The organism is Pseudomonas sp. LBUM1669, from assembly GCF_059695705.1.
This window is the reverse complement of record NZ_CP166784.1, coordinates 2,921,426-2,937,500: the sequence shown is the minus strand read 5'-3', so window position 1 is coordinate 2,937,500 and position 16,075 is coordinate 2,921,426. Positions and strand designations below refer to the sequence as shown.

Genomic DNA, 16,075 nt, shown 5'->3' with positions numbered 1-16,075 from the left:
GCTGATAAACATCGGCAACTCTTCTGGCGCCGATCGCCGCCGCCCGAATTCCTGATGGCTTCCCAGCCAGCAACTGTTTAGCAGACCGGCCTGTTCATCGGATACTTCAAACGCTCCCTTGCGGTGATGGCCAGTAGCCGCTACACGTTAAGGTGAATTCGGAAGGAGTACGCGAGGATGATTCCAAGATTCGTTGTGGTTCCTGCAATTCCCACGGAAACGGGATCAACGCGTAACGGAACGCGCTTCTACTGCAAAACCGCCCCCATAGGGTTCAACCTCTATGACAATGAAGAAAAGCGCAGGCTGCCCACAACCTACCCGACACGGACAGAGGCCGAGGAAGAATGTTTGCAGCTCAATAACGAATGCCTTCAATGCATGCTGGCTGAGCGCCCCCGCGTCATGCCCTGAGCGCGTGCAAGACTGAATGAAGGCAAAACATCGCTTATTTATTGAAGCAGACAAAAGTCCGAAAACAGAAGGAACTGGCACTACGCCATTAATGTCGTAGTGGCAGCACCTGGAGATTCGGATGACCCGCCCTCGATATTTTCAAATCACGTATGGCTTCAACAAGACTCGGCATATTTTTATTCAACCCGACGCCCACATGACTGAGGCAGACGCTTGGTACTACGCCTGCCTGCATTCGGGGATAGGGCTTTCGTATGGGGACAATCACGATCAACAAGACTTTGATGCGCTACAAAGACACGCACAGGAAAATGGCTTGATGCAGGTTAGGTGGGAGGAGTTGCCGTAAATAACAGTGTGCGGCCCAGCTAAGTGCCGCCGCCCACGCCCTCTATCGCTTTTGCGAACGCAGTACCCGCCTCCTTCACTAACTTGCGCCATTCCGAACTGTTGATCAGCCCGGTACGTTCCATCTCGTCGGCGGCCTTGAGCAACTCGTCGTACTGTCCTTCAGCATCCATGCGAATTTCCGGTTCGTTCAGGAGCTTGTACCAGGCCGCCAGGGCTTGCTTCTTTTGATCATCATTCATCGCCAAACTTCCAAAGACAATTTTCACTTGGAAGTTTTCCAGCGAATGGCCGTTCCTCGATTCCGACATACGGCGCTTACACGACATTCACGGAGTGAGCTTTACAAGCAGCTGCGAACCGCTTTACGCATCGCGTCCGACTTGGCCCACGGCGGCCCCTGATATAGCGATACTCGACTGCCGTCCTTGTATTTCACGATGTCCAGAATCTCGTCAGCCGTAATAATGCTGGGAGCGTTGATCCGGTAGCCATTGGAAATCGCAGTCTGAGTCGTTCTTGAAACCTCCTGCTGCCACAGCGGCAACAGACACGCGGCGTATTCTTTGGGCGCCTTGTTACTGTACTTGCTGACGTTAGGCTCACCTGGAACCAGGGATGCCGGCAATGAACAACCCGCCAGCATCGCCATCGCTACTCCCCCAATCAACATCCGCATGGCGCTTCCTTATCCTGAAAAAACGGGAATGTAACGCGTAGCGATCCAGACATCCATCTATAGAATCAGCCCTCAGAGGGTTACGTTGTGATCGCCGGAGTCAGGATAAGACCGTTCGTTCAAATACGTCATCCATCGCTCATGCGCTTCATGTTGCCATTGAGTGACCCGTTCCCACTCCGGCCCGCTCAACTGATGGGCCGAAATCAGCGTCATCATCTCCGTAGTAGCTGCGTCCAGTTCAACCATCAGCTCATGCGCATGGAATCTGAAATCATCGGTGCTGGTCATTTGAAGTTGCCTCGCCCTAGCGAACATTCGCCACTTCGGTACGACATCACACCCGTTCGTTCGCGCTCACTCTCCCGACAAGCGGCGCACCTCCCATGCATTGGACAGCAGATGAGCAAACGCCCCACCCGTTAATTGGGACTACTCTTTTGTAGCGGGGTATCAGCAGGAGGTCATCATGTGGCTCAACGAAGATGAAAACGAACTTCGGCGTGATCTGCAAGGACTTGCGTCGGACCTGAGGTGGTCGGCAGTGGAACTCTTGCGCATCGCAGAGCAGCTACGCCTGGCCGGCAATGATGTTGATGCGCAAGCGGCCATGAAGTTGTGCAATCTATTTCAAGGCGATGAAGAGCGACTGGCGGGTTATGCAGAAGAAGTGAAGGCCAAAATCATCAGTCGGACGAAATCTCCGAAAGCTCACTAACGGGAGCCTTGGCATGAACACGCCTCTATTGGCGCTGGTCGTCGTGCTGGCGGCGACGGGTGGTTGCAGCACTGATTCACACGTTTATCGGGACCAGCCGCTGGTCGCCAAAGTCGAGACCGGCATGAGCAAGGATCAGGTTCAGCAGATTGGCGGTCAGCCTTTAACGATAACGGAGCGCACGGTGGTGCCTGGCACGTGCTTTGACTACAAGTTGACCCAGGCAGGCCAACAGAAGCCCTACAACATCAGCTTCGATGACCGGGGTAAGGTCGACCACAAAAGCTTCATGACCTGCGCGGAATGGAGTCACGCACAACAGAAAGCCAGGGAACCCTCTCGCAGTACGGGTGGCGGAGGTTACTAGCCAACAATGGGTGGCAAGCTAGCCGGAAGCGGGTTTGTTACACGTGTCCCGCCATTTATCCGCGAACATGTTAATAGCTTGGCTTTTGAGTTCTGGAGAATCGAGGACCGGCTGGTTGTACGCTTCGTTGATCAACATGGCGCCCAACTTGTCGTGATCAGGATTACCCGACTTCACGGCCAGCAGACTTTCTTCCGATTCGCCATTTTGCCGAGACTGCATGATCGATCCGGCCAATGTACGGAAAACATCGCAGACCTTTTGATTGGTGTGGATTTCGCCCTGCGTCTGGGCTTGAACCTGACCGACACCGGCAAGGTAAAGAGCAGACAACATTGCCAGAGCAGTCCAGCGACCTTTCAACATGCTTTCTTCCTTGAATTGAAAGCGGCCACCCTATCATCCAAATGTCACGTTTAAAATCTTCCCGCCCCTGGTTTCAAGACAAAAAAAGCCCCGGCATTCCAGGGCTTCAAGCTTGCGTTCATTCTGGTTTCTGGCTTGGAGTCGATCGAACCGCTCTTGCTCTGTAGGCTGGAAGCGCTGCCGCAAACGCCAGTGCCTCCTCTTTGCTGCCAAAAGCACCGAGACGGTCGCCTTTGGTGCACACCCGCCAGGGGCCGTTGTTTACGCTGAGTACGTCATAACCGTTCATGTGCATTTTATTCAGCATCGGAACGCTCATAGTCACCTCCTTTTCGGCAGTGATAAGCCACGATTGACCTGGTTACCTTACACCCGACCCTTACCCAAGTGCCGACCAGACGTCGTGTCAGATTTTCGACGCTCCTTTGCACTTTCTAGCGCCTCCTTGGCTCCAACCCTTTGAAACAGAAGCCCGGGCCTGAATATTGCATTTTCATGACTGTTTTATGACAGACGGCGGTTTAGTAACACATGAAAGTACGGGCAACAGTCATTTGCGAGCAGGATCGGCATGTTCTCCTGGTGCGCAAACCCAGGTGTCGCTGGACCTTGCCCGGAGGAAAAGTCGAGCGCGGCGAAACCACTGCGGGCGCCGCCATGCGCGAACTCCAGGAAGAAACAGGGCTGGGCGTCGACGGTTTGTTGTACCTGATGGAACTGGAAACGGGCAGCACCCGGCACCATGTGTTCGAGGCATCGGTCCTCAACTCGGACGAAGCCCGGCCACAAAATGAAATTTTCGATTGCATGTGGTATCCGCTGGACGCAGTCCAGAACCTGAACACAAGCGACGCCACGCTCAAGATCGTCAAAGCCTTTCAGCGTCGGCTGTAAGTTTGCGCAGTCGTCTCAGCCCAGGTCGCCGCCGCCCACCGGCATGATCATTCCGGTGATGTACGACGCCTCGTCGCTGGCCAGAAACAGAATAGCGCCGGCCTGCTCATCCAGCGTGCCATAGCGTTTCATTAAACTGCTGTCGAGCGTCTGGCCAACAATTTGCTGATACCAGACTTTCTCTTCGGCGCTCTGCTCTGCGCTGTTTCGCGGGATGACCCGCTGCGGTGCTTCCGTGCCACCGGGCGCGGTGGCATTCACGCGAATCCCACGACCGGCAGTTTCAAACGCCAGGCATGCGGTCAGCGCATTGACACCGCCCTTCGCCGCGCCATACGGCACGCGATTGATGCTGCGGGTGGCAATGGATGAAACGTTGACGATGGCACCGCTGCCTTGTTCAAGCATGAACGGCAGCGCGGCATGGCAGCACCATAATGTCGGAAACAACGAACGACGGACTTCGGCCTCGATCTGCTGTTCTTCGTAGTGCTCGAAAGGCTTCGCCCAGATCGTGCCGCCCACGTTGTTGACCAGCACATCCAGACGCCCAAAACGCTCGACGGCAGTGCGCATTACGCGGCTGCATTCGCTGTAGTGCTCAAGGTCGGCGGTCAAGGCCAGCACCTGACTGCCCTGCCCCAATTGTTGCTGCACCTCGAACACCAGGTCCGAGCGATCAACCAAAATCAACCGCGCACCCTCAGCGGCCATGCGCTCGGCCACCCGCCGGCCAATGCCTTGCGCCGCGCCGGTGATCAGTGCGACTTTGTCTGTGAATCTGTTCATGTGTACCTCGTGACGAAGGATGCCGCTCCCACATGGGATCTGTGTTCGCGCACCGGCTGGACTCAAGCCGCGCTGGCAGCGAATTTTTCGTAGTAGAAGTTCGCAGGCGCGACGCCTTGTTCGCGAATGAACCGACTGACCGCTTCAACCATCGGCGGTGGGCCGCACAAGTAGACATCGACGTCGCCCTCGTTCAAATGCCGAGGCTCGATGTGCTGGGTCACATAACCCTTGAGCGGATGCTGGCTGTCGGGGTTGGCGACGCAGGCACTGAAGCTGAAATTCGGGATGCGCGCGGCAAACGCTTCGAGGCGATCCAGTTCCACCAAATCAAAATCGTTGGTCACGCCATAGATCAGATGCAGCGGATGCTCGCTGCCCTGCTCGGCTATTTTCTCCAGCATCGCGGTGAACGGCGCCAGACCAGTTCCACCCGCCAGCAGCAACAACGGCCGGCGAATGTCGCGTAGATAAAAGCTACCCAATGGCCCGGCCAGACGCATGCTGTCGCCCGCCTTGGCCATACCGGTAAGGAAGCTGCTCATCAAGCCGCCGGGCACGTTGCGGATCAAAAAACTGACTTCGCCGTCACGCTGCAGCGAGCTGAACGAATAAGCGCGGGTCTGCTCGCTGCCGGGAATCCCGAGGTTCACATACTGGCCCGGCAGAAACGCCAGTTTGCTCAGGGCTTCGCCCTTGATCGACAGCGCGATGGTGCTGTCGGACAACTGCCGCACGGCGCTGATGGTGGCGTCGTAACTGGCCTGCTGGGTACGGCAGACTTGCGATGAGGTCGGCACTCGCACCACGCAATCGCTCAAGGCACGCATCTGGCAGGTCAGAACAAAGCCCTGCCGCGCTTCATCAGCGCTGAGCGCGTCGTCGATGTATTCCTCACCCAAGTCGTAACGGCCGGCCTCGGCGAAACACTTGCAGGTCCCGCAGGCGCCGTCGCGGCAATCCAGTGGAATGTTGATGCCTTGGCGGTACGCGGCATCGGCCACGGTTTCGCCCACGTTGGCGTCGATAAACCGGGTGACGCCGTCTTCAAAATTGAATGCAATGGAATGAGTCATGACGGCCGCCTCAGAGGTGGTAGACATCGATGACCTGGCGAACGTAATCGTTCTTCAGGATCACTTTCTTGGCCTTGATCAGCGGGTTTTCACCGCGCACATCGAGGGTGTAGAAACTGCTGCCGAAATAGCTGTCGACGGTCTTGTAGCGAAAGCTCAGGGTGTGCCAGTTGAAGCGCACTTTGCACAGGCCGTCGGCCTGCTCAAGCAGTTCGATGTTGCTGATGTTGTGCGAAGTGCGGGTGTCTGGAACGCTGGCGCTGGAGCGTTCGGTCTTGATGCGGAAGATGCGGTCTTCCAGGCCGGTGCGGTGGCCGTACCAGATCAGCGATATTTCCCGCTGCGGGTCCTTGGTCAACTCGTCGCTGTCGTCCCAGGACGGCATCCAGAACGAGGCATCGGCGGCGTACATCTCCAACCAGTCGTCCCATTGCTTGTCATCGAGGTAGCGCGCTTCGCGGTAGAGAAAATCGCGCACGGCGTCATAAGTGAGGATCATTACACGGCCTCCACAGCAATCAATTCGGGCTGTTCGGTGGCCAGGGCCCTGAGCATGGTTTGCTGCCAATACTTGTGTTGCAGCACGAACAGGCCTTCGTCTTCGGTACGCACGCCGCTGAGCAGCGGGTGCAGATCAATTTCCTTGGCCGCCTCATCGGCACCTTCGACCCAGTGCTCGGCGCCGCGGGACATGTCATTCCACGTCGTGACGCTGCCTTGATAGCTGGTCTGGCACGAGCGAAACTCTTCCAGATCGTCCGGGGTGGCCATGCCGCTGACGTTGAAGAAATCCTCGTACTGACGAATCCGGCTCGAACGGGCGTGATCGCTTTCGCCTTTGGGGGCGATGCAATAAATGGTGATTTCCGTTCGGTCGACCGAGATCGGTCGGGCGATGCGGATCTGCGAGCTGAACTGGTCCATCAGGTAGACGTTCGGGTACAGGCACAGGTTGCGCGAATTTTCGATCATCCAGTCGGCGCGCGCCTGGCCGAAGTCCCGGGACAACTCGTCGCGGCGCTCGTACAGCGGGCGATCCTCGGGGTTGGACCAGCGGGTCCAGAGCAGCATGTGGCCCTTGTCGAACGAGTAGAACCCCCCGCCCTGCTTGGCCCAGGCCCCGGCGCTCATGGTCGGATTGCTGTCGCCGGCCTCACGCTGTTTGCGCTGGTTCTGGGTGGCGGCGTAGTTCCAGTGCACGGAGCTGACGTGATAGCCGTCGGCACCGTTTTCGGCGGTGAGTTTCCAGTTGCCTTCGTAGATGTAGCTTGAGGAGCCGCGCAGCACTTCGAGGCCATCGGTGGACTGGTCGACGATCATGTCGATGATCTTTGCCGACTCGCCCAGGTGCTCAACCAACGGCACGACATCGGAATTGAGGCTGCCGAACAGGAAGCCGCGATAGGACTCAAAACGCGCAACTTTGGTCAGGTCGTGAGAGCCTTCGCAATTGAAACTCGCCGGGTAACCCGCGCCCGCCGGGTCTTTGACCTTGAGCAGTTTGCCGGAGTTGTTGAAGGTCCAGCCGTGGAATGGGCAGGTGTAGGAGCTCTTGTTGCCGGTCTTGTGCCGGCACAGCGTCGCACCGCGATGGCTGCAGGCGTTGATGAAGGCGTTGAGCACACCCTCCTTGTTGCGCGCGATGAAGATCGACTGGCGCCCCATGGTCGAGGTATAGAAATCGTTGACGTTGGGGATCTGGCTTTCGTGCGCCAGGTACAGCCAGTTGCCTTCGAAGATGTGTTTCATCTCCAGGTCGAACAGCCGTGGGTCAGTGAACATCTCGCGCTTGCAGCGGTAGATGCCCTGTTCTTTGTCATCTTCAAGCAGGGAGTGAAGGTATTCGGGTCGCAGGGACATGGCCGCCGCCTCCATTGTTGTTATTCAGGCAGGGCCATGCTAGGTCGGGGGGATGGGGTGGACTATCCGATGGGTGCAGACGTGTATCCGTTTACTGCAAACGGCCCACTTCCCTGTAGCAGCTGTCGAGCCTGCGAGGCTGCGCACTCGGACGCAGCCTCGCAGGCTCGACAGCTGCTACAGGGATTTGTGGTGGGTCAGTGGCGGCGCTTGAGGGTGTCGGACGGTAATTCGCCGAATTGTTTGCGGTAGTTGTCGGAGAACCGTCCCAGGTGCAGGAAGCCGTAGTCCATGGCCACCTCCGTGACGTTTCGCACGTTGCAGGTCGGGTCGTTCAAGCACCGGTTGATGCATTCGAGCTTCTTATGCCGGATGTAGTTTTGCGGCGAGGTGCCGGCGTTGCGCTCGAACAAGCCGTACAGCGAACGCAGGCTCATCCGCGCCTGGCGCGCCAGCTCTTCACTGTCAATGTCCTGCTTGAGGTTGCGCGCGATGTAATCGGCAATCCCCTCGAACGTCGTCGTCGGCGAGCCGAGGCTGCCGCGGATGACGTTGGTTTTCATCAGGCTGAGCATCTTGCTGACGATGATCTGCGCGTAGTGCTCCTGCACCCTTGGTATCTGCTCGGTGGCCTCGGCTTCCTGGCAAATCATCGCCAGCAGACCAACGAAACCTTCCAGCTCATCGAGCTGATAACGGTTATCCAGAAACCGCACGCCCTGCCCCGGATAGCGCCAGCGTTGCTCCTCGCATACCGACTCGAACAGCCGAGTGGGCACCTTGAGGATGAATTTTTCGCAATCGTCGGAGTACGTCAGGTCCACCGGATCGTCGGGGTTGATCAGCAGCAATTCACCCGGCGCAAAGTAATGTTCCTGACCGTGACCGCGCCACAGGCAGTTGCCGCGCAGCAGCACTTGCAGGTGATAGATCGTTTCCAGCGCGCCCGAGGTCACCCGCACGCTGGCGCCGTAGCTGATGCGGCACAGGTCAAGGCTGGCGAATTTGCGATGATCGAGGCTGGCCAGCGGACGGCCGACCCTGGGCATCAGGATGCAATGATTGCCGACATGCTGATTGACGTAACCCGACACCGCGTAAGGGTCGGCTTGGTCGAATACTCTGCTGCGCTGACTCAACAGTTGCGCGTGCATCATCGGGTCACTCTCGTTGTTATAGGTGTTGTCGGGCCATTCTAAGGCAGTACCTGCAACGGTGTGTCAGTGGGCTGACTTGTGGAAGGTTCTGGCCCTATCGCGAGCAGGCTCGCTCCTACAATTTGACCGCATTCTCACTGGTGAAACGCGGTCACCTGTGGGAGCGGGCTTGCTCGCGAAGGGGCCATCAGCCTCAACATCAATGTTGACTGACACTCCGCTTGCGCGAGCAGGTCGAATTGTCGCACCGTCGCTCCCACAAGGCACGGCGATCAATCCTCGAGCGCGCGAACCCGTTCGTGGCGTTGCTGCTCGTCAGGTTGCGCGGAGGCCTGCAAGGTGAAATCGAAGTCGATTTCGGCAAACCGGCCGCTCACGCCATGGGCCGCTGCTCGCTGCGGGTCGTCGCTGAAGGTGATGTGGGCGATCAGCTCGTCGCGGGTGGCGTAGGCGAAATCGTCGTGCAGGTACTGATCGCCATCGAGATTGATCTGGGTGGTCAAGTGACGATGGTCCGGCGCAGAGATAAAGAAGTGAATGTGCGCCGGACGCTGGCCATGACGGCCCAGTTGATCGAGCAATTGCTGGGTCGGGCCGTCCGGCGGGCAGCCGTAGCCCGACGGCACGATGCTGCGAAAACGATATCGACCCTCGGCATCGGTGACGATGCGGCGGCGCAGGTTGAACTCCGATTGCGTGGTATCGAAGTAGGAATAAGTACCGCCTGTGTTGGCGTGCCAGACATCCACCACCGCACCGGCCAATGGCTCGCCAGCGGTGTTGCGCACCTGGCCTTGCATGAACAGGACCACGCCCGGATCGACGCCGTCGTCGAGGCGCGCCTCACCCTCGGACAGCGGCGCACCCGCCACATACAACGGGCCTTCGATGGTCCGCGGCGTACCGCCCGCCTTCCCCGCCTGCTCGTCTTCGGCGTCCATCAGCAAGTCCAGGTAGTGTTCCAGGCCGAGCCCGGCCACCAGCAAGCCGGCTTCCTGACGCGCGCCCAGCACGTTGAGGTAATTGACCGTTTTCCAGAACTCTTCCGGGGTCACGGCGAGGTCTTCGATGATGTTCACCGAATCACGCAGAATGCGGTAAACCAAGGCTTTGACCCGAGGGTCGCCTGCGTCGTTGAGCAAGCCGCTGGCGTCTTCGAGAAACTTCTGGGCACTGGCAGTGTGGGAAATCTTGACGTTCATGTTTTGGGGTTCCTCATCTTGTAATTATGGGCGTAGCGAACTGAACAGACTCGGTTCAGCGGTCATCCTCGCGAATGGACGAAGGATGCCGGCACATCGCGTCGATCTCGATCGACATGTACGGAAACAGCGGCAATTGCATCAGCAAGTCGTGCAGCTCCTGAACACTGTCAACGTCGAAGACGCTGTAATTGGCATAGTGCCCGGCGATGCGCCACAGGTGACGCCACCTGCCTTGCTCTTGCAGGCGCTGGGCCAGTGCTTTTTCATCGGCCTTGAGCTGAGCGGCGAGCTCCGGGTTGATGTCGACCGGCAGGTTCACGGTCATTTTTACGTGGAATAGCATGATGCTCTCCTCAGGCTTGATGAACAGAAGTGGAGGTTTTGTCGCGCCGGAAAAACGCCACGCGGTCTTCATCCAGGCTCAGGCCAAGGCCGGGTGTTTGCGGCACATGCAGCGCAAAATCGCGATAGACCAGCGGCTCGCTGAGCACGTCTTCAGTCAGTAGCAACGGGCCGAACAGCTCGGTGTCCCAGGCCAGTTTATTCAGGGTGATAAAGGCATGGGCCGAGGCCAGCGTGCCGATCCCTCCTTCCAGCATAGTGCCGCCGTACAGGCCGATACCGGCGGCTTCGGCGATGGCGGCGGTCCTGAGCACGGCCCGTGGCCCGCCGTTCTTGGCGATCTTCAGGGCGAACACCGACGCGGCGCCTTCGCGCGCCAGATTGAAAGCGTCTTCCACGCACTCGATGGATTCATCGGCCATGATCGGCGCCGGGCTCATGGCGTTCAGGCGCACCATGCCGGCGCGGTTGTTGCGCGAGATCGGCTGTTCGATCAGGTCGATGCCGTTGCTGCCCAGTATCCGGCAGGCGCGCAGTGCGACTGCCTCGTCCCAGGCCTGATTGACGTCGACCCGCACACTGGCGCGATCGCCCAGGGCTTTCTTGATGGCAATGACATGGGCCAGGTCGCCGTTGACTTCGCCGGCACCGATTTTCAGCTTGAAGATCCGGTGGCGGCGCAGGTCGAGCATTTTTTCCGCTTCGGCGATGTCCTTGCCAGTGTCGCCGCTGGCCAGGGTCCAGGCCACCGGCAGCGCATCACGAACGCGACCACCCAGCAACTCGCTGACGGGCAGCCCAAGGCGTTTGCCCTGGGCGTCGAGCAACGCGGTTTCAATACCTGATTTGGCAAACGTGTTGCCACGGATGCTGCGCTCCAGGCGCAACATCGCCGCATTGATATTGCCGCTGTCCTCACCGATCAGCAGCGGCGCGAAGTGCTTGTCGATGTTGGTCTTGATGCTGTCCGGGCTTTCATTGCCATAGGCCAGGCCACCGATGGTGGTGGACTCGCCGATGCCTTCGATGCCATCGGCGCAGCGCACGCGGATGATCACCAGGGTCTGGTTCTGCAGGGTGTGCATGGCCAGCTTGTGCGGGCGAATGGTCGGCAGATCGACGATGATCGTCTCGATCGATTCAATGGCAGTTGCACGCATGTCGATACCCGTCAGGTTCTTGAAGTTCTGAAACGGATTCTCATACGGCTTTTTGCCTAGGGCCAATATAGAATTGGTCTGGCTCGATACCTTAAAGGTATCCAACTACTCAATGCCTGGAGGCACCATGGAATTGCGTCACCTGCGGTATTTTCAGGTCGTGGCTCAAACCCTCAACTTCACCCGCGCCGCCGAACGGCTGCACATTGCCCAGCCGCCCCTGAGCCGGCAGATCCAGCAACTGGAAGATGAACTCGGGGTGTTACTGCTCGAGCGCGGCCGCCCGCTGAAGTTGACCGAAGCCGGGCGTTTCTTCCATGAACACTCCACCGCCCTGCTCGAACAACTGGCCAAGGTTTGCGACAACACCAAACGCATCGGTCGAGGGGAAAAAACCTGGCTGGGCATCGGTTTTGCGCCATCAACGCTGTATGGCGTGCTGCCGGAACTGATTCGTCGCCTGCGCAGTGGCGAGCCTCTGGAGCTTGAGCTCGGGCTTTCGGAAATGACCACGCTGCAACAGGTGCAGGCGCTCAAGGCCGGGCGCATCGACATCGGTTTCGGGCGGATCCGCATCGATGACCCGGCGATCATCCAGACGGTATTGACCGAAGACCGGCTGGTCGCCGCCCTGCCCGCCGGCCACCCGCTGCTGGCCGGGCCGATCAGCCTGCGCCAACTGGCCAAGGAACCCTTTGTGCTGTACCCCGGCAATCCGCGCCCCAGCTACGCCGATCATGTGATTGCACTGTTCGAGTCCTACGGCGTGAGCATCCACGTGGCGCAATGGACCAACGAACTGCAAACAGCAATCGGTCTGGTGGGGGCCGGGATCGGGGTCACGCTGGTGCCCGCGTCGGTGCAGTTGCTGCACCGCGACGACATCGGGTTCACGCCATTGCTGGAAGACAACGCGACTTCACCGATCATTCTCAGCCGACGGGTGGGCGATGTGACGCCGGGGTTGAATCATTGCTTGAAGATGATTGATGAGTTGCTGCCCCGCTAACCGGCAAAGGCCCGACGCCCGGCACGCAGTTCGGTGCGTAATTCGCCAACAAAGTCGGAGATCGCGCGAACGCTGGTCAGCTTGGCGGGCGATACGCAGGGAATCAGCAAATCGATGCGCCCGGTGGCCCGGTCGTACACCTTGATCCGCAACAATCCATTGGGACTCACTGTGCAATCGCAGGAAAGCGGCTTAAAACCGGACTCTACTATGTTGCAAAGGACTGAAATGGGAACCATGACTGACGCCTCCGTGGCGTGGGATCGTATTCGACCCGTTCAGGATAGATCCACTTTCGCCCGCCTGCGTCAGCCTCACCTCACAATATGTGTTAGCTGCTTCTCATTTTGCTGAGGTTTTAATCAGCATCAGCGTCCCAGAGCCAGTTCCATATGCCCGGTAACTTCACGGTTTGGTCACTGTCGGTCACGGTACGCGCCAATGCCGCCCGTTGCAGCGCCGCCGTGTCATCGTAAAACGGCTTTTGTGCCACCGTCACCCCGGTGGCACGCGCGCTGTCGAGCAGGATTTGCAGGTATTCGCGGGCGTGCCGGGCGGTATAACGATTCAGGTCGTGGAAGGTCACCACGACAGGCACCACACCTTCCACCGTCGGCAGTTCGCCCAGCGCAATGCGTTCGCGAACTTCCGACAGTTGCCGCAGCATGTTGGCCCGCCGCCGGGGGCTGGCGTTGAAGCCCCAGATTTTGCCGTCATTGGCGCTCAGGTCGGTCAGCAACAGGTGCAGGCCGTGCCGCTGATAGGCGGCGAACACACGTTTGTCGTAATTCCAGAACGGCGGGCGCACGAGGGTGGGCGGTGCGCCAGTGATTGCGGCAATGTCAGCACTGCCCTTGCTCAACGATTGCTCAAGTTCTTCCGGGCTCAGCGAGCGGTGATTGGTGTGCGAGTGGGTCGCGGTGTGGAAACCCAGCACATGTCCTTCAGCCTGCTCCCGGTGCATGACCCCGCGTCCGATGTCACTGTCACCGGCCCGTGGCGCGCCTGTCTGCACGAAGAACACCGCTTTGATCCCCGGTTGCACCGGGTTCTGCGCGAGGCTGTCGAGCACCGTCATGCTCGGGTTCCAGAAACTTGACGCGCTGGGACCGTCGTCGAAGGTCAGCACAAAGCGGATCGGTGGCTGCGTGCGCAGACGCTGCTCGGTCTGCGGGGTCAGTTCGATCGGTGAAGCGATGCAGCCCACCAGCCCGACAGCGATGGCGAGCGCAGTGAGAACCTTGAACAACTGTTTCATGGTTTGCCTTGGGCCAGACCGTAATGGTCATCACGTTAAAACGGCAAAAACCCTTCGCCCATTGATCCCTTGTCAGCCCGCAGGTTGCTGAGGCCGAGGTTGGATCAGGGTACACAGTGTTTGGTTCCAGCGCTCACCCTCGTGGCTTACTGCGCCAGCGACTGCTGGAACGAGCTGTCGATAATCGGCGCGGTCGCTAATGCCGTTGGCAGCGCCTTGACCTTGAACAGGAAGTCCGCGGTGCTCTGCAGATCCTTGGCCGCCTGCGCATCGACCGGGCCGACGGTCATGTGGGCCTGACGCAGCCAATGGCGCGACACGTTCTGGTCGAGGTTGGCCTTTTTCGCCCAGAGATCGGCGTATTCGTCGGTGTGGTTGTCGACCCAGGCCCGGGCTTTTTTCAGGCGCACCAGGAAGTCGGCAATGGCTTCGCGCTTGCTGTCGATCGACGGCGTCGAAGCAGCGATGGCGCTCAGGCCGGGCATGAGGTTTTTCGCCGTGAGAATCGGTCGGGCGCCGGAGAACAGAATCTGCTGGGAAATGTACGGTTCCCACACCGGGAAGGCGTCGATGCTGCCTTGCGGTAGCGCGGCGGCGGCATCGATGGGCATCAGTTTGATGAAGTCGACGTAGTCTTCCGGTAGATCGGCTTTTTCCAATGCGCGCAGGGTCAGTTGCTGGCTCCAGGCACCCGGCCAGTAAGCGACTTTCTTGCCCTTGAGGTCGGCAATGGTTTTGACCGGTGAATCCTTGGGAACCAGCAAGGCGATGGTGTCGGGGTTCTGCCGTGACACGCCGATCAACTTTACCGGTGCCTGTTTGGCTGCCAGGAACAGGAAGCCGGAATCACCGAGAAAGCCCAGATCCAGGGCGCCAGTGTTGAGTGCTTCGGCCAGCGGAGCGGCGGCCTGGAAGTGCTTCCAGTCGACGGTATAAGGCGCCCCTTCCAGCACACCCGACGCTTCCACCGAAGCGCGAACGTTGTAGTAGTTCTGATCCCCGACGTGCAACACGACGGGTTCTGCGGCGTAGCTCAGTGGCGAAGCAAACAAGGCGCTGGTCAACAGACCGCGCAAGAATCGGGACAGGTTCATCGGGGGCTCCAGGAACGTTATTTGTATAGACCCTAACGCTCTTACAGCTCGGATTATAAATTCGATTTATGCATAAGCTCATGACCAGCAAACAGCGCTGTTGGCACAGCAACAGTGACTCATCAGACTGTTTTCACCCGTACAGCCAATCCCCTTGTCCTCGCCGCCAAAGCCCTGGAAAACCTGCAACTGCAAGACATGGCACAGAGCCTGCAATATTCCTTTTATGCAGGAAGCATTGGTAAAAAATAATTATTTGGACATAAGAATCTCACCGCCTTGCCCGGAGCTGTGCCATGAAACTGACCTTCCGATTTCCTGACTTTAGGTACCTGCTGGGTGCCTGCGCCTTGACCCTGAGCCTGCAACCCGTGGCGCAGGCCGCCGAAAGCGTACCGGCAGAAGTGCACTTGGACTACGCCTATTACTCGCCGGTGAGCCTGGTGCTCAAGCACTTCGGTTTCCTCGAAAAAGCCCTGCCACAGACCAAGGTCAGCTGGGTGTTGAGCCAGGGCAGCAATCGCTCGCTGGAATACCTTAACAGTGGCGGCGTCGACTTCGCGTCGTCCGCCAGCCTGGCTGCTGTGCTCAGCCGCGCCAACGGCAGCCCGATCAAATCGGTCTATGTGTACAGCCGCGCGGAATGGACCGCCTTGGTGGTGCGCAAGGATTCGCCATACAAAACCGTGGCGGACTTAAAGGGCAAGAAAATCGCCGCCACTAAAGGCACCGACCCGTACCTGTTCACCTTGCGCAGCCTGCAACAGGCAGGCCTGAGCAAGGACGATGTCGAGCTGGTGCATTTGCAGCATCCGGACGGTCGCACCGCATTGGAGAAAGGTGACGTCGACGCCTGGGCCGGCCTTGATCCGCACATGGCGGCCAGCGAAGTCCAGGCCGGTTCGCGCCTGTTGTATCGCAACACCCACTTCAACAGCTACGGCGTGGTCAGCGTCACCGACACCTACGCCAAAGAGCATCCGCAGACCATCGAAACCGTCTTGAGCGCCTATGAAAAGGCCCGGGACTGGGCGGTGAAAAATCCTGAGGAACTGGCGAAGTTGCTCGCGAGCGAATCCGGTCTGCCGCTGGAAGTGGCCAAGCTGCAATTGTCCCGCACCGACCTCAGCAGCCCGCAATTGACCGCCAGGGATGTGATTGCCTCCAAGGCCGCCGCACCGATTCTGGTCTCTGAAGAACTGGTTCGCCGTGGGGTGAATGTCAATCAGGTGATCGATCAGTTGATCGACACCGGCTTCAAGGAAACCGTGGCCCGTCAGTAACCGTCGCCACCGTTGAAACCGAATCCGCGCCCGTCGCGGATTCGTCGTGACCG

Annotated in this window: 23 protein-coding genes (1 of these 23 only partly in view); 7 read left to right on the top strand and 16 right to left on the bottom strand. The window is 58.8% G+C overall.

The annotated features are described in order from the left end of the window. Positions 1-55, top strand: partial view of a hypothetical protein gene (locus ACA051_RS13780; protein ID WP_497310302.1) — the end only. 134 nt of this gene lie to the left of the window's left edge; only the last 55 of its 189 coding nucleotides appear in the window; its start codon lies beyond the left edge, outside the window; its stop codon occupies positions 53-55. 480 nt (positions 56-535) lie between these two features. Beyond that, complete coding sequence (locus ACA051_RS13775; RefSeq protein WP_497375258.1) at positions 536-766, top strand: DUF6555 family protein; 231 nt, start codon at positions 536-538, stop codon at positions 764-766. Between the two features lie 19 nt (positions 767-785). Here the strand turns inward: ACA051_RS13775 and ACA051_RS13770 are convergent, their stop codons facing one another. The 3 genes from ACA051_RS13770 to ACA051_RS13760 all read right to left on the bottom strand — a co-directional run bounded on the left by ACA051_RS13770 (position 786) and on the right by ACA051_RS13760 (position 1,735). Further along, positions 786-1,007, bottom strand: coding sequence for a hypothetical protein (locus tag ACA051_RS13770; protein ID WP_497310300.1), 222 nt, complete (start codon positions 1,005-1,007; stop codon positions 786-788). 101 nt (positions 1,008-1,108) lie between these two features. Next, entirely contained in the window at positions 1,109-1,444 is a 336-nt protein-coding gene (locus ACA051_RS13765; protein ID WP_497310299.1) for a hypothetical protein, read from the bottom strand. 72 nt (positions 1,445-1,516) lie between these two features. After that, positions 1,517-1,735: a hypothetical protein gene (locus ACA051_RS13760; protein WP_497310298.1), complete on the bottom strand. Its 219-nt coding sequence runs from the start codon at positions 1,733-1,735 to the stop codon at positions 1,517-1,519. A gap of 178 nt (positions 1,736-1,913) precedes the next feature. Between ACA051_RS13760 and ACA051_RS13755 the strand changes: the two genes are divergently transcribed. Together ACA051_RS13755 and osmE are read left to right on the top strand one after the other, a co-directional pair. Next, complete coding sequence (locus ACA051_RS13755) at positions 1,914-2,162, top strand: hypothetical protein (protein WP_497310297.1); 249 nt, start codon at positions 1,914-1,916, stop codon at positions 2,160-2,162. Positions 2,163-2,175: 13 nt separating this feature from the next. Then, on the top strand, positions 2,176-2,529 hold the full coding sequence (gene osmE / locus ACA051_RS13750; protein ID WP_497310296.1) for an osmotically-inducible lipoprotein OsmE: 354 nt from the start codon (positions 2,176-2,178) through the stop codon (positions 2,527-2,529). Between the two features lie 18 nt (positions 2,530-2,547). On the opposite strand, the gene ACA051_RS13745 is transcribed toward osmE, so the two are convergent. Further along, on the bottom strand, positions 2,548-2,895 hold the full coding sequence (locus tag ACA051_RS13745; RefSeq protein ID WP_497310295.1) for a hypothetical protein: 348 nt from the start codon (positions 2,893-2,895) through the stop codon (positions 2,548-2,550). A gap of 118 nt (positions 2,896-3,013) precedes the next feature. Continuing rightward, positions 3,014-3,214 carry a DUF2188 domain-containing protein gene (locus ACA051_RS13740; RefSeq protein WP_497310294.1) on the bottom strand — a complete coding sequence of 67 codons (201 nt, stop codon included), beginning with the start codon at positions 3,212-3,214 and terminating at the stop codon, positions 3,014-3,016. A gap of 212 nt (positions 3,215-3,426) precedes the next feature. Between ACA051_RS13740 and ACA051_RS13735 the strand changes: the two genes are divergently transcribed. Then, a complete protein-coding gene (locus tag ACA051_RS13735) occupies positions 3,427-3,789 on the top strand; it encodes an NUDIX hydrolase (protein WP_497293893.1) in 363 nt (120 codons plus the stop codon). Between the two features lie 15 nt (positions 3,790-3,804). Here ACA051_RS13735 and ACA051_RS13730 read toward each other — a convergent pair whose 3' ends face one another. The 8 genes from ACA051_RS13730 to ACA051_RS13695 form a co-directional block, all read right to left on the bottom strand. Next, positions 3,805-4,578, bottom strand: a complete 774-nt coding sequence (locus ACA051_RS13730) for a 1,6-dihydroxycyclohexa-2,4-diene-1-carboxylate dehydrogenase (RefSeq protein ID WP_497375256.1) — start codon at positions 4,576-4,578, stop codon at positions 3,805-3,807. Positions 4,579-4,640: 62 nt separating this feature from the next. Beyond that, positions 4,641-5,654, bottom strand: coding sequence for a benzoate 1,2-dioxygenase electron transfer component BenC (benC, locus tag ACA051_RS13725; protein WP_497375254.1), 1,014 nt, complete (start codon positions 5,652-5,654; stop codon positions 4,641-4,643). A gap of 10 nt (positions 5,655-5,664) precedes the next feature. After that, entirely contained in the window at positions 5,665-6,153 is a 489-nt protein-coding gene (gene benB, locus ACA051_RS13720; RefSeq protein WP_497375252.1) for a benzoate 1,2-dioxygenase small subunit, read from the bottom strand. Further along, positions 6,153-7,514, bottom strand: coding sequence for a benzoate 1,2-dioxygenase large subunit (benA, locus tag ACA051_RS13715; protein ID WP_497375250.1), 1,362 nt, complete (start codon positions 7,512-7,514; stop codon positions 6,153-6,155). Before benA ends, benB begins: the two co-directional genes overlap by 1 nt. 197 nt (positions 7,515-7,711) lie before the next feature. Further along, on the bottom strand, positions 7,712-8,671 hold the full coding sequence (locus ACA051_RS13710) for an AraC family transcriptional regulator (RefSeq protein WP_497375248.1): 960 nt from the start codon (positions 8,669-8,671) through the stop codon (positions 7,712-7,714). Between the two features lie 272 nt (positions 8,672-8,943). Further along, positions 8,944-9,873, bottom strand: a complete 930-nt coding sequence (gene catA / locus ACA051_RS13705; RefSeq protein ID WP_497375246.1) for a catechol 1,2-dioxygenase — start codon at positions 9,871-9,873, stop codon at positions 8,944-8,946. Between the two features lie 55 nt (positions 9,874-9,928). Then, complete coding sequence (gene catC / locus ACA051_RS13700) at positions 9,929-10,219, bottom strand: muconolactone Delta-isomerase (RefSeq protein WP_497375244.1); 291 nt, start codon at positions 10,217-10,219, stop codon at positions 9,929-9,931. Positions 10,220-10,229: 10 nt separating this feature from the next. Beyond that, positions 10,230-11,378, bottom strand: coding sequence for a muconate cycloisomerase family protein (locus ACA051_RS13695; protein ID WP_497375242.1), 1,149 nt, complete (start codon positions 11,376-11,378; stop codon positions 10,230-10,232). Between the two features lie 127 nt (positions 11,379-11,505). Between ACA051_RS13695 and ACA051_RS13690 the strand changes: the two genes are divergently transcribed. Next, positions 11,506-12,387, top strand: a complete 882-nt coding sequence (locus tag ACA051_RS13690) for a LysR family transcriptional regulator (protein WP_497375240.1) — start codon at positions 11,506-11,508, stop codon at positions 12,385-12,387. On the opposite strand, the gene ACA051_RS13685 is transcribed toward ACA051_RS13690, so the two are convergent. The 3 genes from ACA051_RS13685 to ACA051_RS13675 all read right to left on the bottom strand — a co-directional run bounded on the left by ACA051_RS13685 (position 12,384) and on the right by ACA051_RS13675 (position 14,739). Further along, positions 12,384-12,626 carry a DUF1652 domain-containing protein gene (locus tag ACA051_RS13685; RefSeq protein ID WP_497310285.1) on the bottom strand — a complete coding sequence of 81 codons (243 nt, stop codon included), beginning with the start codon at positions 12,624-12,626 and terminating at the stop codon, positions 12,384-12,386. The genes ACA051_RS13690 and ACA051_RS13685 overlap by 4 nt on opposite strands. Positions 12,627-12,745: 119 nt before the next feature. Next, positions 12,746-13,645, bottom strand: coding sequence for a polysaccharide deacetylase family protein (locus tag ACA051_RS13680; protein ID WP_497375238.1), 900 nt, complete (start codon positions 13,643-13,645; stop codon positions 12,746-12,748). A gap of 146 nt (positions 13,646-13,791) precedes the next feature. Beyond that, positions 13,792-14,739 carry an ABC transporter substrate-binding protein gene (locus tag ACA051_RS13675; RefSeq protein ID WP_497375236.1) on the bottom strand — a complete coding sequence of 316 codons (948 nt, stop codon included), beginning with the start codon at positions 14,737-14,739 and terminating at the stop codon, positions 13,792-13,794. A 296-nt stretch (positions 14,740-15,035) separates the two neighbouring features. Between ACA051_RS13675 and ACA051_RS13670 the strand changes: the two genes are divergently transcribed. Next, entirely contained in the window at positions 15,036-16,022 is a 987-nt protein-coding gene (locus tag ACA051_RS13670) for an aliphatic sulfonate ABC transporter substrate-binding protein (protein WP_497375234.1), read from the top strand. Positions 16,023-16,075: the final 53 nt, after the last annotated feature.

What these genes read in the sequence shown, in the direction of transcription:
- catC (WP_497375244.1), bottom strand. Translation starts at nt 10,219, where the DNA reads ATGCTATTCCACGTAAAAATGACCGTGAACCTGCCGGTCGACATCAAC.
- ACA051_RS13695 (WP_497375242.1), bottom strand. Translation starts at nt 11,378, where the DNA reads ATGCGTGCAACTGCCATTGAATCGATCGAGACGATCATCGTCGATCTG.
- ACA051_RS13735 (WP_497293893.1), top strand. Translation starts at nt 3,427, where the DNA reads ATGAAAGTACGGGCAACAGTCATTTGCGAGCAGGATCGGCATGTTCTC.
- ACA051_RS13670 (WP_497375234.1), top strand. Translation starts at nt 15,036, where the DNA reads ATGAAACTGACCTTCCGATTTCCTGACTTTAGGTACCTGCTGGGTGCC.
- osmE (WP_497310296.1), top strand. Translation starts at nt 2,176, where the DNA reads ATGAACACGCCTCTATTGGCGCTGGTCGTCGTGCTGGCGGCGACGGGT.
- ACA051_RS13710 (WP_497375248.1), bottom strand. Translation starts at nt 8,671, where the DNA reads ATGATGCACGCGCAACTGTTGAGTCAGCGCAGCAGAGTATTCGACCAA.
- ACA051_RS13730 (WP_497375256.1), bottom strand. Translation starts at nt 4,578, where the DNA reads ATGAACAGATTCACAGACAAAGTCGCACTGATCACCGGCGCGGCGCAA.
- benB (WP_497375252.1), bottom strand. Translation starts at nt 6,153, where the DNA reads ATGATCCTCACTTATGACGCCGTGCGCGATTTTCTCTACCGCGAAGCG.
- ACA051_RS13740 (WP_497310294.1), bottom strand. Translation starts at nt 3,214, where the DNA reads ATGAGCGTTCCGATGCTGAATAAAATGCACATGAACGGTTATGACGTA.
- ACA051_RS13690 (WP_497375240.1), top strand. Translation starts at nt 11,506, where the DNA reads ATGGAATTGCGTCACCTGCGGTATTTTCAGGTCGTGGCTCAAACCCTC.
- ACA051_RS13745 (WP_497310295.1), bottom strand. Translation starts at nt 2,895, where the DNA reads ATGTTGAAAGGTCGCTGGACTGCTCTGGCAATGTTGTCTGCTCTTTAC.
- ACA051_RS13685 (WP_497310285.1), bottom strand. Translation starts at nt 12,626, where the DNA reads ATGGTTCCCATTTCAGTCCTTTGCAACATAGTAGAGTCCGGTTTTAAG.
- ACA051_RS13770 (WP_497310300.1), bottom strand. Translation starts at nt 1,007, where the DNA reads ATGAATGATGATCAAAAGAAGCAAGCCCTGGCGGCCTGGTACAAGCTC.
- ACA051_RS13760 (WP_497310298.1), bottom strand. Translation starts at nt 1,735, where the DNA reads ATGACCAGCACCGATGATTTCAGATTCCATGCGCATGAGCTGATGGTT.
- catA (WP_497375246.1), bottom strand. Translation starts at nt 9,873, where the DNA reads ATGAACGTCAAGATTTCCCACACTGCCAGTGCCCAGAAGTTTCTCGAA.
- ACA051_RS13775 (WP_497375258.1), top strand. Translation starts at nt 536, where the DNA reads ATGACCCGCCCTCGATATTTTCAAATCACGTATGGCTTCAACAAGACT.
- ACA051_RS13755 (WP_497310297.1), top strand. Translation starts at nt 1,914, where the DNA reads ATGTGGCTCAACGAAGATGAAAACGAACTTCGGCGTGATCTGCAAGGA.
- ACA051_RS13765 (WP_497310299.1), bottom strand. Translation starts at nt 1,444, where the DNA reads ATGCGGATGTTGATTGGGGGAGTAGCGATGGCGATGCTGGCGGGTTGT.
- benA (WP_497375250.1), bottom strand. Translation starts at nt 7,514, where the DNA reads ATGTCCCTGCGACCCGAATACCTTCACTCCCTGCTTGAAGATGACAAA.
- ACA051_RS13680 (WP_497375238.1), bottom strand. Translation starts at nt 13,645, where the DNA reads ATGAAACAGTTGTTCAAGGTTCTCACTGCGCTCGCCATCGCTGTCGGG.
- benC (WP_497375254.1), bottom strand. Translation starts at nt 5,654, where the DNA reads ATGACTCATTCCATTGCATTCAATTTTGAAGACGGCGTCACCCGGTTT.
- ACA051_RS13675 (WP_497375236.1), bottom strand. Translation starts at nt 14,739, where the DNA reads ATGAACCTGTCCCGATTCTTGCGCGGTCTGTTGACCAGCGCCTTGTTT.